This window comes from Paenibacillus sp. 481 (genome assembly GCF_021223605.1).
Classification (GTDB): Bacteria; Bacillota; Bacilli; order Paenibacillales; family Paenibacillaceae; genus Paenibacillus_B.
The window spans coordinates 2,075,733-2,090,081 of record NZ_CP075175.1 but is presented as its reverse complement, the minus strand read 5'-3'; the positions used below and the strand labels follow the sequence as shown (position 1 = coordinate 2,090,081).

Genomic DNA, 14,349 nt, shown 5'->3' with positions numbered 1-14,349 from the left:
TCTTTTTTATGTGCCTAACGAATTGGTTGACATTGGAACATGCTACGACTATATTATATATAACCTTATGGTTATATGAATGATGGAGTGGTGCACATGACTGATATATATCGGGCACTAGGTGACCCGACGCGCCGCACTATCTTGCATTTGCTGGCAAGAGGGGATAAGACGCAGACCGAAATTGTGCAATCCTTCAGCATTTCACAACCTGCCGTTAAGAAGCATTTGCAGATTTTGCTGGATGAAGGTCTTATTCGTGAACAGAAGCAAGGGAAATATCGGCTTTATTGTCTGGAACGAACATTGGTGCAAACGGCGTACCAATCCCTGCTTGATGATTTAGGCTACATACTTGAAGACCAGTTGTCCAATCTTAAAGTGTATCTGGAGAGAGGGGAAACGAAGCATGAGTAACGTTCAATCCACTAAGTCTATTGAGTCTGTTAAGTCTACTAGATCTGTTAAGTCCGTAAAAAGAGACATTGTCATTCAAGCACCTTTGGAAAAAGTATGGCAGGCGCTTACAGTGCCCAAGCATTTGAATCGGTGGTACACGAGAGAGGCGGAAGTCGATTTCCGTATCGGAGGGCGAATGAATTTGGCTCACGGATGGGGAGCGTATACAGCAGGCGTTATTACCGAAATTGCTGATTGCAAGCGGTTCGTATTGCAAAGCGAAGACATGTCGCTCACGATTACGACGTTGGCGCAGGAAGCCGACGGCGTGCGGGTGACAATTGAGTATCAGATGGAGTTTCCGTTCGGAGAGGAAGGACAAGCCATGGAAGAGAATATGGCTTATGGGACGTTGGAGTTTCTCAAGAACTTGAAAAGTGTATATGAAAACGATCAAGATCGGCGCGCTAATATGTGGAAAACGTGGCTGGGAATTCAGCATACGACGGTGGGGGAGAGCGAGGAGCGAGTGGACACGGACACACTTGTGCAAGGCACGAAAGTATTATCCGTTCGTGAAGCAACGCCTGCTGAACAAGCGGGTCTTCAGCCAGGAGACATCATTACGAAGGTGAACGATAGAGCGATTAGTAGCTACGCTGAATTGGAAATGGTCGTGAATGAATGTGACATTCATGAACAATTGACATGTACGATATGGCGTGATGGCCGATTCATACAACTGCAAAGCGGCCTCGCGCCATACCCAGTCGCATATAGCGCCTAAACCGTTAGAAAAAGAAAGAGCAGGCTTCTGTACTAACATCGGTTGCCTGCTCTTTTTTGCTTTACGGGTGAAGGGTTACTCACACCATTATGTCAGTAAGTTTCTGACTCCGAAGAACATGTGGAAGTAGAATAAGCTTGCACAATCCGCGCGGCTTCTTCCTTAACTGCTTCCGCTAACGATAAAGGCTCGATAATTCGAGCCTGTGCGCCCCAACCAAGTAGCCAAGGGATCACGTCTTGCACTTGCCGTGCCTTAAGCTTTACGACAAGACAATCTGTACGTTCATCAATAGATTCCATGTAATAAAAACGGGATTCCTTCACTTGTTGCGATAAGCTTAACGGAAAAGTGACTGTAACCAAAAGATTGCGGTCATCCGCGGGCATATGCGCTGCTAATGAGAAGTGATCTGGCCGTTCAAAATACTGTTCCAGCGCTTCGAGCGCACGAATTCGATCCAGCCGGAAATGGCGGATCGCTTGGCGCAAGCAGCAGTAGGCAACTGCTACCCACACATCTCCGGTATGCACAATACCGTAGGGGTGGATCGTGCGCTCCGTCTCGACCGATCCGTTATTCTTAGCAGGCGTCTCATAGCGAATATGCAGCGCTTGCTGGCGCTTCACGGCTTGCTGCATACTGCCTAGCAGCGGCTCGGTCTTGTTACGGTGCAACGGCGTAACCGTACAATCATGTGGCAGAAAGCACAGCTGCCCATGAATGTCCTTCACCCGATGAAGTCCGGCCTCGTTCAGAAGATCCTTCATCTTGGCGCGTGCACCTTGTGCATACGCCAACCAAGATTCATCTAGTCTACCGCCGATATGTTCCACTCCCGTCAGCAACAACATCGCCTCCTCGGGATGAAGCAGCACCGGCGGCAAAAAGTACCCTTCCATCAGCGAATATCCGATGCCGGGGATTGAAGAAATAGGCACTCCCATTTCTGTTAGCGCCTGAATATCTCTGTAAATCGTGCGTACGCCGACTTCATACAGCGCAGCCAAGTCCTCCGCTCGACATACACGTCGCTGTCGTAGTTCAAGCACGATCGCCATCCGTCGATCGGTTCGATTCATTCGATTTCCCCCGTTCCTGTACATTCGATCCCTTTTCCTCAGTGCTTGCTGGCAAGCTTCCTGAAACCGCGGGCTTTCAGGATTGATTTTACAAACCAAGTTCGCTATGCTAAGGCCATCTGCTATCTTACATTTGAACGAGAAAGTGAGCCTAATTCACAATGAACAAATGGATTGATTATTGCATGACCAAAAGAGGGACGAGCCTGACCAATCCTTTTGGCCCTGATGTACATGTTATGAAGGTTGGGAAGAAAATGTACGCGTTGTTTCCAACGGACGGAACCCCTCACGTAAGCTTGAAGTGTGATCCACAACGTGCAGAGGCGCTGCGCGAGCAGCATACCGAAGTCACGCCAGGTTATCATTTAAATAAAAAGCATTGGAACACGGTCTCGCTAGACGGGAATCTAACCGTTGAGGACATAGAGGCGTTCATTGATCATTCCTATGAGCTAGTCGTTCAGTCGATGACGAAGGCGGAAAGAGCTGCTATCGGTTCGTGAGCCTGCAAGTAACATGCCCATATATGATAGAACCAGAACACCGATTCATGATTTTTGAAAAATAGAAAAGGATGTGCTCGCTCGTGAGCCCATCCTTTGTTTGCGTTCTTTTACGTTTTCCAGGTACTGAGTCCTATATGATTTCCGAATTCGTACGGTATAATCTAACCAACAACTAAATACTATTTTCTAGGAGGTAATTAATTGGAACAGTTAAAGAGAATGTTGATCACATGTTTACTGTTAGCCTCCATCGCGACTCCTGTGAATGCTTCATCCGCAACCGCTCCTGCCAACCCATCAGACCAATCACCCATGACCATTCATGAAATCTATCGCCCACAAGGCGAAGGAACCTCAAGTTCGAACAACATTTCTCCCATGCAAATCAAAGGTGACCTCAGGTATTGCAATAAAACGAAAGATACGGGTAGTTGGTTCTTAAGAATTGTGGAACATGAATGTAAATACGAAACCCATCGAACAATGGGTTCTAAGCTCGTGAAATATGATTCCAAGCCAATGACGAATCAAGTCATGTTAATTAGTGTCGCTAAAGGCCAGTCACAGCGATTAACCTCATCTGTCACCCAATCCAAAACGATAGAAGTCTCACAAAGTGTAAGCGCAAGTATTTTTGAAGTAATCAGTTCATCATTAACACAAACCGAAACAGGCACCATTTCCAAAACGTATGAAGTTTCGACCGAATACACAGGCCCTGATCCTTCTTCCCCTTACAATTCACGAGATTACTACAGCGCGGTAGGATATGATCAAAATGAGATCACTATTGGATATGGAGATATCATCACTCAGCGAGTAGAAGTGTATATGAATAATAAGTTGAAAAAAAGTAGTGAAGTTGTTAAAAGCACCCACGATTCTCCTTTTCATTCTATTTTTACAGTCCAAGTCCCTAAAATTCTAACTTACTCCGTTGATGTAAATCGGCAATAACTTGAGAACCAGAGCACTATGAAGTGTAGTTTACAGCACATAGCAGACTAATATCACATAAAAAAGCTGCTCAAACAGATGAGCAGCTTTTTCGTGATCTTATTTTATAGTGTACGGGGTCGGGTATAAACGCTTTTGTGCGCGCTGCTGTTCCAGTATCTTCATCATCCACTCTTGAACATTTCTGCTATGAAGCGTTGCTACCGAAGGGTGGGCAAGGTTACATGTTTCAAGCGGATCGTCAGTTAAGTTATACAATTCATACTCATCAGGAACAGGTTCTGTTTTAACATTCATTTCCCATTGTTCGGCTGGATCATTTCCAACGGGCTGGCAGGTGACATCTTGCTTAGCAGGATGGCTCCAAAATTGTTTGTTATCAAAGTAGCGGGAGAATTTCCACAATTGCTTGCTGTTATTGCTTGGGAACGTCATCAGTACGGTCTCAATATGGTTAGGCTGAATAACAGACGAATAGGGCTCGCCCAATGGATTTACTTGGTGCTGTCCGCGAGTAACATCATCTTCTGTCATAAAATAAATGGGCTCATCCGCTATTTTGTAATCGTGCTGCCCGAAGATGAGGGGCGTAAGGTTACGTCCTACAAGTGGGTGGGCATCACTAAACCTTGGCTGCAAGCGGCGTTGAATTTCGGCGGCATCTATATTTGCTAGTCCAAGCATAGTAGGTATGAGGTCGACATGGCTCGTCAGTGTGTCCATATGTTTGGAGTGAGGAAACAGATGCTTGTTATGAATAAGGAAAGGAACATGTAAAAATTCTTCATAAGCACAGTAAAACTTTTGATGAAGATTTCCATGAGCGCCTAACAAATCCCCATGATCGGATGTAAAAATAACAATGGTATTGTCATAAAAGGGGGATCTGGTAAGTGCATGAACCACTTTTAACATTTGTTGATCTGCATTTTTTTGTAGCTGGTAATAGAATTGACGGTAAAAAGGTCCATCACTAATAGGTTGTAAAGCCTTTGGATACACATCACGATAGCTGGCTTGGCAGCGCGGTTTTGTAAATAGCGGTTCGTTTATGGTCGGAGGGGGAGGAATCTCTGGCATGGGATCAACTTCGAACCTGAAAAAAGGAATCTGTGCAGTAAGATCACCATACAGCACAATATCGTGCGGGTTCACAAAGGAGGATACGATTAACCACGGCGGCATATTATGGCCTGCCCTTTTTTGGCGACTTAGAGACTCGATGAGTTTAACGGATTCATCGGCGTACACTTCATCCCTACCGCTTAGCCCAATAGCTGCAGAGGAAGCGGAATTTCGTGGATTTTTCCCAACAGGGTCGGGGCCGATCCAATCCGAGAATCCGTAATCTTCTAAACGATTAGCCTGAAAATATAGTTCCTCAAGTCGTCTATCAGGTACACCTGTCCACGGGTGATAACTAGGGATACTCTTGTGTGTGCCAGGGGTGGTAATATCCGCATTGGATATATGCCACTTCCCTTTATAGTAGGTTTGGTATCCGGCCTCACGAAAGTAGTCTCCCATGGTTGGGACGGTGTTTCTATCTAACCAGAACATATCAGAGTCGAAAGCTTCTTTTGCGATTCCATCTGTCTGGCTTACTCCATGTAGTGAAGGATAGTGGCCCGTAAACAGAGTAGCCCTACTGGGACAACATGCCGTGCTTCCAATATAATGGCGGTGGAACTCCACACTGTGAGACTTTAAATATTGGTGTGTTGTGAGATGGTTTTTACGCCATTCTTTTATTTCGGGAGTTTCATAAATAGGAGGATACCGCTCTTCATCTACGAGCAGTACGAGAAAATTAGGCTGGTCATTCATAGCATACACATCCTTGATTAGTCAGGTTGTTCCTATAGTTTATGAGGTGTGCTCTTTTTGTATGTTGGGGAAGTTGCGAATGGCACTTTGCATGACAATTTTATGAACGCTACCGTACAGATATATTTTTCCATCCCTTGTTATGCTACAATGCAAGTAAATGTACGGTATCGTACAGAAAGGAGGTCGTTGTAAGGTGCCCAAAATTATCGTAACAGAAGATCAATGGATTCAAGCAGGGATAGAATGCTTTGCACAGGGCGGAGTAGAGGGACTAGTCATTGAAAAAATGTCAGCGGCATTAGGTTGCAGCAAAAGTAGTTTTTACTGGTACTTTGATAATCGTAATGAGTTTATTAAGCGCATCGTGGAGAAGTGGGTAGAGCAGACGACGAATCAGGTCATTCTCGACACTTCGAAACAAGAAACGGTAGATGAACAAATCATCAATTTGTTGGTTCAGATGTTCTCCGTCACAAGAAAAGGAGATTTCTTATTTTATTTAAGAAAGCTTTCTAATCATGAATCTGCCTATTGCTCCATGCTAGACAATGTAGAGCAAGTAAGGATGGAGTATGCTCAGGGGCTATTTTGTAAGGCGGGACTACCAACCGAGATTGCTAATCAAAAAGCATGGCTCCTCTATCATTATTTCCTAGGTTGGTACGAGCGTCATAAACAGGATCATTTTACGGAAGAAGAAGTTCATCTTCATGTTGATATGCTGCGGAAGAACTTAATCGGAATCTAGGGAGGGCTTATATTGGTTACTTTTCTAGCTTGGGTTACTGGGGGAATATTGTTTCTGTTGAGTGGCGTCCATATTTATTGGGTGTTAGGTGGGAAAAAGGGGGCTGTTGCAGCCATTCCTAGCAATGGCTCGAAGCCACTGTTTAAACCATCAAAGATCGGTACCTTGATTGTTGCGGGAGCTTTGGCAATAGCAGGGTGGCTTGTGCTTGAACTAGGAGTCATGAAAGGCCTGCTTTTTCCTGATTGGTTAATAGGATATGGGGGATGGGCGCTATCAATCGTATTTATTCTCCGTGCAATCGGTGAGTTTAAATGGTTGGGCTTCTTTAAAAAAGAGAGAGGCACCCTGTTCGCAAAATGGGACAGCGCTCTTTATTCTCCGCTCTGTTTGGTTATAGGGATTTGTATTGTTTTTATTGTTTCGGGGTGAAAAGGGTTTAAAGCTTTTTTCAGGCTTGGGTTCAATGTGGTCACTATTTCACTGAGCCTGCTTTATGATAAAATGGAAATCATAGAAATGATATGGAGGTGGCGAAATGCGCTGGCAAGAAGTACAGGAACGATTTCCAGAAGAATGGGTTGTTTTAGAGGCTACGAAGGCTTATTCAGAGGGGGGATATCGATACATTGAAGAAGTTGTTGTAATTGATAAGTTCGCTGATTCTACGGAAGCTCTTCGTCGCTACAGCGAGCTGCATAAGCAAGAGCCAGGTCGCGAATATTGTTTTTTTCATACTTCCCGATCTGAGCTGGTAGCTAGGGAACGTTATGTTGGGATTCGAGGATCAAGATGAATATAACTGAAGAATATGGTCTGCCTTTTGTACGGCTGAAGGTGGTTTTTAAGGGTAAGGAGCTAGAATTAAATAGGGTGCTATTAGATACGGGATCGGCAAGTACAATATTTAATGCCGACTTGGTTCGAGATATTGGGATCATTCCAGAAGAAAATGATGTAGTGGAAACCATTCGAGGAGTGGGTGGAGTTGAGTATGTCTACACGAAATCTTTGGATGCCATTCACTTTGAGGATAGGTCGATCATACATTTTCAAGTCGAGATCGGAAGAATGGACTATGGTCTTGAGATTGATGGAATAATTGGTTTTGATTTTATAAAAGCAGCAGGTCTAGTGATTGATGCTAGTGAAATGACAATAAGATATTAGTTGTCACTATAGGCGTAAATTCCAGAGTTATTTTTTAAAAAGCCTCATCATTAAAAAAGCGACCTCGTAATCGTAAGGTCGCTTTTTTAATCCGAACTATTATTTCTTACTCAAATGCTCCCAATACAGCTTGGTCTCGCTAACCACCACACCCGACAAGGCCAGTAACGCTACGAGATTCGGCAAAGCCATTAAGCCGTTCACAATGTCCGACAGCTTCCAGATCACATCCAGCTTAATAAATGCACCCATGCCGATGATACAAATAAACACAATGCGATAAGGCAATATAGCCTTCACCCCGAACAAATAAACGATGCAACGCTCACCGTAGTAATTCCAACCGAGTATCGTTGTAAAAGCGAACAAGATCAGGCATACCGTCAAGATCACTGATCCAAACGGCAGCACCGCGTCAAAAGCTGCCTGCGTCATCGCAGCGCCTTCTGTCGAGCCATTCCATACGCCCGTAACGATCAGCGTTAAGCCCGTCAAGGAGCACACAATAATCGTATCGAAAAAGGTACCCGTCATCGACACGAGTCCCTGCTCTGCCGGCCACTTCGTCTTCGCGGCCGCAGCGGCAATTGGCGTGCTGCCTAGTCCGGACTCGTTCGAGAACACGCCGCGGGCGATACCGTTTTGAATCGCCATCATAACCGTGGCTCCAAGGAATCCGCCGCCAGCCGCTGTTGCGTTAAAGGCGCCGTGAAAGACGAGTGATATCGCCTGCGGAATTCGATCCGCGTAGGCAATCAGTACGATACAGCTTGCTACAAAGTACACGATAGCCATCGTAGGCACGATTGTTGTCGCCGTGCGGCTAATGTTCTGAATGCCGCCGATCGTCACCAAGGCAGTTAGCACCGTAACAACCGCTGCGGTGATCACGACAGGAATGCCTAGGCTTACCTGCGTGGAAGAGGCAATCGCGTTAATTTGCGGGAACGTACCGATCCCGAATAACGCCACAAGCACCCCGCTAACTGCAAAAAAGACAGCCAATGGCTTGAACTTCTTGCCAAGCCCTTTCTCTATATAATACATCGGACCGCCTAGCACTTGTCCGTTGTCATCGATGCTGCGATACTTCACGGCTAGCAGCCCTTCCGCATACTTCGTCGCCATACCGAAGAACGCTGCCATCCACATCCAGAATAACGCACCTGGCCCACCAACCTTGATGGCGGTTGCCACACCAACAATATTACCTGTCCCGATTGTCGCAGCCAGTGCCGTAGCGAGTGCACCGAAGCTGGAAACATCACCTTCGCCTTCATTTTTAGCCTTAAATACAAGCTTCAAAGCCAAAGGCAGGCGAAACAATTGCAGTAAGCCAAGCCGCAACGTAAACAAGATTCCCGTTCCGACCAGCAATATAAGCAGCGGCGGCCCCCATACAATTTTACCAATACTGTCCAACCATTGTTCTACCATAATGACCATTTCCCCTCGCAAAATGTAAACATAAAAAGAGCCAAATCAGCTGATTTGACTCTGGGGACATGTGTGCAGAATAATGTTCATAGCGTAAGTTAGTTCTGCAATTTGCAAACACATGAAAAATGATGAAAATAAACGAAAATTCATGTATTACCATGCAAAAACAAGTAAACATTCGCAAACTTGCGAATGTACGTGCATACATGCAGCAAAAATAACATAGATACAAATCACTTACGATATCTATTTCTACATCCCTGTCCTTTTACCTGAGAGTTTGAGCGAGTCTATCCAACTCGCTTTGCCCCTTCGGTGCCCCATAACGGAGTCTCTCCAGAGTCCTGTCCATTTACGGTCCTGCTTGCCACAATCAATAATCGAATCCATTGATCTGATCAAGCGCCTGAGAGCGTACCCCTTCGGCCAGACATATGCCTATCTCCCGCAAACTTCATCCAGTTATAAAGTTGTAAATTACATTGTAGAGAACAGACTACCATTTCGCAAGGGGGAAACTAATGGTAATGAAAGCCATATTTCATTCAAAACGTCACAACAGTATCAATAAAAAGTGACTTCAGGAAACGCGTCACTAACACCGTCCATTAACTCGCCGCCAGTTCCTTTTAAATGCTTATTAAAAAAGTCCAGTACGTACTGATTCACAATAAACGCGGATCGTTCGCCGTGTATTTCGCCCGTTGCGCCCGTAAACTTCAATAACTCAGAAAACAGCTGGAAGTCTGTAAAGTTAAAATGACCACTACCTTCTACAAATAACAAGCTACCACCATGTTTAACGACACGATCCATAATGGCTAACTCAGCAGCAATATGTTTCTTGAGTTGTGCATCGGGAACTTGACCTTGCTGGCTCTTTTTAATAATGTCTCGATAATTGTCGGTTTTCATAAATAGAAATGGCTTATTAATGTCCGTTCGATTGTCCACTTCAATAATCGTTCCATCCATGTTAATCACGGCTTTAATGTGAGGGTTCAAGTAACCAGCATTGAAAGCCGTAGCTCCTCCAAAAGAATGCCCCATCACGCCGATGTTATGCACATCTATTTTCCCTTTAAATGCACGGCCCACCGTTCCCATCGTTCCAGCATTCAGCTGCTGAAATTGTTTAATCACAAAATGAACATCTTCCGTCCATACTGCTCCAACTTTTTTACCAACCTCATAAAAATTACTTCCATTTATCTCTGTCGTATAGCCAGTGACGTTTCCAGCAGGAAAAGCGGTTGCCACACTACTATAAGTGTGATCGATGGCGGCCACTATGTACCTATGACTAGCTAAATGTTCAGCTTGTGCAGTATGCATGATTCTGCTCGTTCCCATCCCATGGCTGATTAGCACTAACGGATATGGCTTTGTAGCAGGGTGCAATTCTGCATGTTCGTAAGAATGGCTGCGCGCATATTTCCAGTAGTCTAGTAAAGATGAGGGCAGTTTAAACAGTTTCGCGTACTCCTGCATATAGGTTTCAAATATGTCCCGTTGTTCTGGAAAAAGCGCTTTGCTCTGCCTACGCGTGTTCTTGTCAGCTAGATCAGCGGGATACCAGACTTGCACCATTAGCTCCCGTTTGTCGCTTTCATCGTCAGTGAACATTTCATCTCGGTTCGTGTCCGTAAAATGAAAAGTTTGAGTGCCTACCTTAAGCAGTCCGCTCGGTTGGGGAAATTGGATAACGGGTAGAGACACGGACAAATAAGTAGACACGCCGATCATGAGGAATGCCATCGCATATGAAATATAAACGACGGGTCGCCACATCTTGATTCGGACACGACTATTAGCCCGTGCATTCCTCAACAAGACGCTACCAATCAACACAATTGTCACGACATACGCCATAATGAGCTGCCATCTGTAGCCCTCAACAACGAGGTGGGTGACGAGCACAAGCATGCTTACTATACCGGTAATCCAGCTTGTTTTGCGCGGGAACTTGGTATGGAATATGCTCGTAATTAATAACGCAAGGCATGATACAACGAGTAAGATTTCATATAGTCTCATGGTCTTATTTAGACCTCCTTGTTAGATAACGATCATATTGGGGTGTCTATATCGTAATCATGGGAGGTTAAAATGAAGACGTTATTTTGTTTAAGATTGGTTTAATTTCACTTGTGAATGTACTGGAAAATGAATGCTATACCCATGACACCTGTCATGTATAAAGATATCAATTAAAATGATATAATAATGCTCAAATACTAATATTAGAACCTAGTACTAAAATATAATTTTAAACTAGATGACTATACTATATAGAATGGAACTTGATGACGATGAAAATAGCATGGATTACAGATAGTACTGCATTCATACCTGAAGATTTGAAAAATAACCCTGACGTATATGTGATGCCGCTGGGCATTATTTTTGGCAATAGCGAAGTTATCGACGACAATGGTGTTGATTTAACGACTGAAATGTTATATCGCCGTATTCGCGAGGAGAAAGAAACTCCGAAGACGTCGCAGCCCCCGATCGGTAAGTACGTAGAATTGTTCGAACAATTGAGCGTCAACTATGATTGCGCCATTGCTATTCACGTCTCCGATAAGCTATCTGGAACATTAGCAGGTTGTATAGCTGCTACGGATCTAGTTTCATTTAAAGTTGAAGCTGTGGATTCGAAGTCGATGTCCTATGCCATCACCACTCTAATTTATAAAGGAATAGAGATGGCTGAACAAGGAAAAGACTATAAGGATATTGCAGAATTCTTACGCCAAGAAGCTTCTAAATCGGAAAACTATATTGTGTTGGGCAATTTAGATCAGTTCTACAAGGGCGGCAGAATGTCCGGTACCCAGTATTTATTGGGCTCTTTGCTCGGCATTAAGCCGATGCTGCGCATTCATTCTACAAGCGGGGAATTTGAGCTGTTCGAAAAAGTTCGGTCAGAGAAAAAAGCATACTTGCGCATGGTTGATCTATTTAAACAAGCATACGTGAAAAATAATATTCAACAGTTGCAAATTATGCACGGCAACGTACGAGACAAGGCAGAAGCGCTCAAGCAGGAGATTAAGAAGCAGTTCCCAAGCTTGCAAATCATCGTTGGTGAGATTAGCTCTGTTATCGCCGTGCATGCTGGCGAAGGCACGATGGCTGTGATTTGGCATAACGAAGAGCAGAAATAGCATCGCCATAGCATGGATGATGGTGCCGTTCCTGTTCAGAACGATAACTATGGTATAATACACGTTATCAACATAGTTTATGGAGGAACGGATATGCTTAGTTTTGCAGAAAAGTCCGCTATTGTGGACGCATTTCCTGAATTAGAACAGAAGAAAGTGTCGCTTGGACGCCTCAATTACCATTTTGAGGAGAGCGCTTACGATAAAAAGATCGTCGTGTACCATTTGCATCCGAACGGTAATGGATTTGTGTACGCAGGTCATTTGGACGATTATGATACGGACGATAAAGGGTTTGTGAACATTCGTGAATTTTCAGCGGAAGAGTTGAAGTCCATTATTGAGCGTTCGATACGTTCTTTGGCGACTAACGAAGCTGATTTGTCCACGCAAGCAGGACAGTCTGAACAGGCTGAGCAAGCTGAGCAAGCTGAACAGTCTGGACAGTCTGGACAGTCGGAATCGGTAATGCTGGGACAGACTCATAAAGAGCGCTGGACGGATGAGAACAATCATGTGCTTGATCTTTACTTAGATGACGAGGATCAAATGTGGTATATTTACGCAGGCGAGAACTTGGATACGATATTTGAATATTATGAAGAAGCGGCTGAGTACCTTGCAGAAGAAGGATTTTCTCTTTCGCACTCTTAGGCGATAGCTGTATATAGAGGGAGTCGATACGTGTAGTACATCCAAGTGATTGGACTACACGTATCGGCTCCTTTTTTACGTCCTTTTCACATGGTAATCTGCCCAATGGTCGTTTCAATCAAACCATACTTCCTTTAATGTTCGTATTCCGTCATCGATGTTATCCTCATCAATCCCGCCAAAGCCGACGATAAATTCATGAACTTTAGGTACAATTCCATGTTCGTCACACTTGTCCTTGCCCCACCATGTAAACGACATCGGAGCGATACGTACCCCAGCCTCTTTGGCAAGCTGAACAAGTTCCGCTTCGGAACGCTCATGTTCGATTTTTAACATAAGATGAAATCCAGCATCCTTACCTGTCACAACCGCCCGATCACCCATATGCTGCTGAATGGATTGGATCATTTGGTCATGCTTCCTGCGGTATAGCAGCCGCATTTTTCGCAAGTGTTTATCAAAGTAACCTTTTTCAAAAAAATGATGCAAGGCAATCTGATTCAATCTTGAAGCAGAATGCTCTAAATACAAATCCCATTTCAGCTGATGATACGCATACAACATAAACTTCGGCAGCACCATGTAATGAATACACAACGCGGGTGCAATCACTTGAGAAAAGCCGCCCAAATAAATGACGGGCGCATCTTTCACCATCCCCTGCACGGACGGTATCGGCCTGCCGTGATAGCGAAACTCCCCGTCATCATCATTTTCGATAATAAAGCCGTCCGTCTGCTTGGCCCACTCTAACAGCTGCATCCGTTTCTGAATCGGCATCGTAATGCCGCGCGGGAACTGGTGCGACGGGGACGTGTAGACGACTTTTGCCTTGCTACTATACAGATGGTCGATGCATAATCCATCTTCCTGAAGCGGGATCGGCACAACCTCATAGCCATGCTTCAAAAAGGTGGCCGGCAGCAAGTGATAGCCAGGATCTTCAATCCCGATGCGATTGCCGCTATGATTTTTTAGCAATAGGCTCAACAAGGAGGCCAATATGTACTGATCGGCGCCGATAACGACTTGCTCGGCGGTGCAGCGCAATCCGCGGAATTGTCGCAAATACGTCGCGATACTTTGTCTTAGCGCAGGCTCTCCTTGCGGATCTCCATACTGAAGTAGTTGAGGATTGGCAAGGTGCTCCTGCAAGAGGTTTTTCCATATTCGATAAGGGAAAATGGAAAAATCATTTTTGGAGATATGAAAATCGTACCGGTAGTAATGGGGATCGCGCGCGGTTATGGCGCGAGCGGCGGCTTGATTCATTTGTCCCGTTTGTCCCCAGTGATGGTCTGTTCGTTGATAAATAGGGTGTAAAGCTTGCACGTAGTAGCCGCTTTTTGCACGGCTTTCGATAAATCCTTCTGCTAGTAGCTGTTGATAAGCGAGTTCAATTGGGGTTGTGCTGATGTTAAGCTGCTCCGCTAGCTTGCGCAATGAGGGTAGGCGCGTACCTGCCGTCAGATTTTCTGCGATGATTTCATGTTTAAAATACTCATATAACTGGATGTAATAGGGGGATGTGCTCTGTTCATCAAGCAAAGGGGCCAGTAACATGTCATGTATCCTCCATCTGTCCTTTTATATTATG

The 14,349-nt window shown here is 44.7% G+C and carries 15 protein-coding genes and 1 riboswitch; of the genes, 10 read left to right on the top strand and 5 right to left on the bottom strand.

From position 1 onward, the window contains the following. Positions 1–96 precede the first annotated feature (96 nt). Positions 97–417 carry an ArsR/SmtB family transcription factor gene (locus KIK04_RS08910; RefSeq protein WP_232277911.1) on the top strand — a complete coding sequence of 107 codons (321 nt, stop codon included), beginning with the start codon at positions 97–99 and terminating at the stop codon, positions 415–417. Further along, the gene (locus KIK04_RS08905) at positions 410–1,186 is read left to right on the top strand and encodes an SRPBCC domain-containing protein (protein ID WP_232277910.1); all 777 of its coding nucleotides are present in this window, start codon (positions 410–412) and stop codon (positions 1,184–1,186) included. Before KIK04_RS08910 ends, KIK04_RS08905 begins: the two co-directional genes overlap by 8 nt. Positions 1,187–1,278: 92 nt before the next feature. On the opposite strand, the gene KIK04_RS08900 is transcribed toward KIK04_RS08905, so the two are convergent. Then, entirely contained in the window at positions 1,279–2,268 is a 990-nt protein-coding gene (locus KIK04_RS08900) for a helix-turn-helix transcriptional regulator (protein ID WP_232277909.1), read from the bottom strand. 185 nt (positions 2,269–2,453) lie between these two features. Between KIK04_RS08900 and KIK04_RS08895 the strand changes: the two genes are divergently transcribed. Next, positions 2,454–2,774 (top strand): MmcQ/YjbR family DNA-binding protein, encoded by a 321-nt coding sequence (locus KIK04_RS08895; RefSeq protein ID WP_232277908.1) that lies wholly within the window; start codon positions 2,454–2,456, stop codon positions 2,772–2,774. Between the two features lie 204 nt (positions 2,775–2,978). Beyond that, complete coding sequence (locus tag KIK04_RS08890; protein ID WP_232277907.1) at positions 2,979–3,734, top strand: hypothetical protein; 756 nt, start codon at positions 2,979–2,981, stop codon at positions 3,732–3,734. Positions 3,735–3,833: 99 nt separating this feature from the next. Here the strand turns inward: KIK04_RS08890 and KIK04_RS08885 are convergent, their stop codons facing one another. Beyond that, complete coding sequence (locus tag KIK04_RS08885) at positions 3,834–5,561, bottom strand: sulfatase family protein (protein WP_232277906.1); 1,728 nt, start codon at positions 5,559–5,561, stop codon at positions 3,834–3,836. A gap of 196 nt (positions 5,562–5,757) precedes the next feature. Here KIK04_RS08885 and KIK04_RS08880 point away from each other — a divergent pair, with 196 nt between their 5' ends. The 4 genes from KIK04_RS08880 (at position 5,758) to KIK04_RS08865 (ending at position 7,482) form a co-directional block, all read left to right on the top strand. Then, on the top strand, positions 5,758–6,312 hold the full coding sequence (locus KIK04_RS08880; protein ID WP_232277905.1) for a TetR/AcrR family transcriptional regulator: 555 nt from the start codon (positions 5,758–5,760) through the stop codon (positions 6,310–6,312). 12 nt (positions 6,313–6,324) lie between these two features. Next, entirely contained in the window at positions 6,325–6,744 is a 420-nt protein-coding gene (locus KIK04_RS08875; protein ID WP_232277904.1) for a DUF3995 domain-containing protein, read from the top strand. A 106-nt stretch (positions 6,745–6,850) separates the two neighbouring features. After that, the gene (locus tag KIK04_RS08870; protein ID WP_232277903.1) at positions 6,851–7,108 is read left to right on the top strand and encodes a hypothetical protein; all 258 of its coding nucleotides are present in this window, start codon (positions 6,851–6,853) and stop codon (positions 7,106–7,108) included. Further along, the gene (locus KIK04_RS08865; protein ID WP_232277902.1) at positions 7,105–7,482 is read left to right on the top strand and encodes a retropepsin-like aspartic protease; all 378 of its coding nucleotides are present in this window, start codon (positions 7,105–7,107) and stop codon (positions 7,480–7,482) included. Before KIK04_RS08870 ends, KIK04_RS08865 begins: the two co-directional genes overlap by 4 nt. Before the next feature lie 99 nt (positions 7,483–7,581). Here the strand turns inward: KIK04_RS08865 and KIK04_RS08860 are convergent, their stop codons facing one another. After that, complete coding sequence (locus KIK04_RS08860) at positions 7,582–8,919, bottom strand: alanine/glycine:cation symporter family protein (RefSeq protein ID WP_232277901.1); 1,338 nt, start codon at positions 8,917–8,919, stop codon at positions 7,582–7,584. 253 nt (positions 8,920–9,172) lie between these two features. Continuing rightward, positions 9,173–9,272: riboswitch (glycine riboswitch) on the bottom strand. A 214-nt stretch (positions 9,273–9,486) separates the two neighbouring features. After that, entirely contained in the window at positions 9,487–10,959 is a 1,473-nt protein-coding gene (locus KIK04_RS08855) for an alpha/beta hydrolase family protein (RefSeq protein ID WP_232277900.1), read from the bottom strand. A gap of 269 nt (positions 10,960–11,228) precedes the next feature. Here KIK04_RS08855 and KIK04_RS08850 point away from each other — a divergent pair, with 269 nt between their 5' ends. Continuing rightward, positions 11,229–12,095 carry a DegV family protein gene (locus KIK04_RS08850; protein ID WP_232278662.1) on the top strand — a complete coding sequence of 289 codons (867 nt, stop codon included), beginning with the start codon at positions 11,229–11,231 and terminating at the stop codon, positions 12,093–12,095. Positions 12,096–12,188: 93 nt separating this feature from the next. Further along, a complete protein-coding gene (locus KIK04_RS08845; RefSeq protein WP_232277899.1) occupies positions 12,189–12,749 on the top strand; it encodes a hypothetical protein in 561 nt (186 codons plus the stop codon). 114 nt (positions 12,750–12,863) lie between these two features. On the opposite strand, the gene pdxR is transcribed toward KIK04_RS08845, so the two are convergent. Then, the gene (gene pdxR, locus KIK04_RS08840; RefSeq protein ID WP_232277898.1) at positions 12,864–14,315 is read right to left on the bottom strand and encodes a MocR-like pyridoxine biosynthesis transcription factor PdxR; all 1,452 of its coding nucleotides are present in this window, start codon (positions 14,313–14,315) and stop codon (positions 12,864–12,866) included. Positions 14,316–14,349 lie beyond the last annotated feature (34 nt).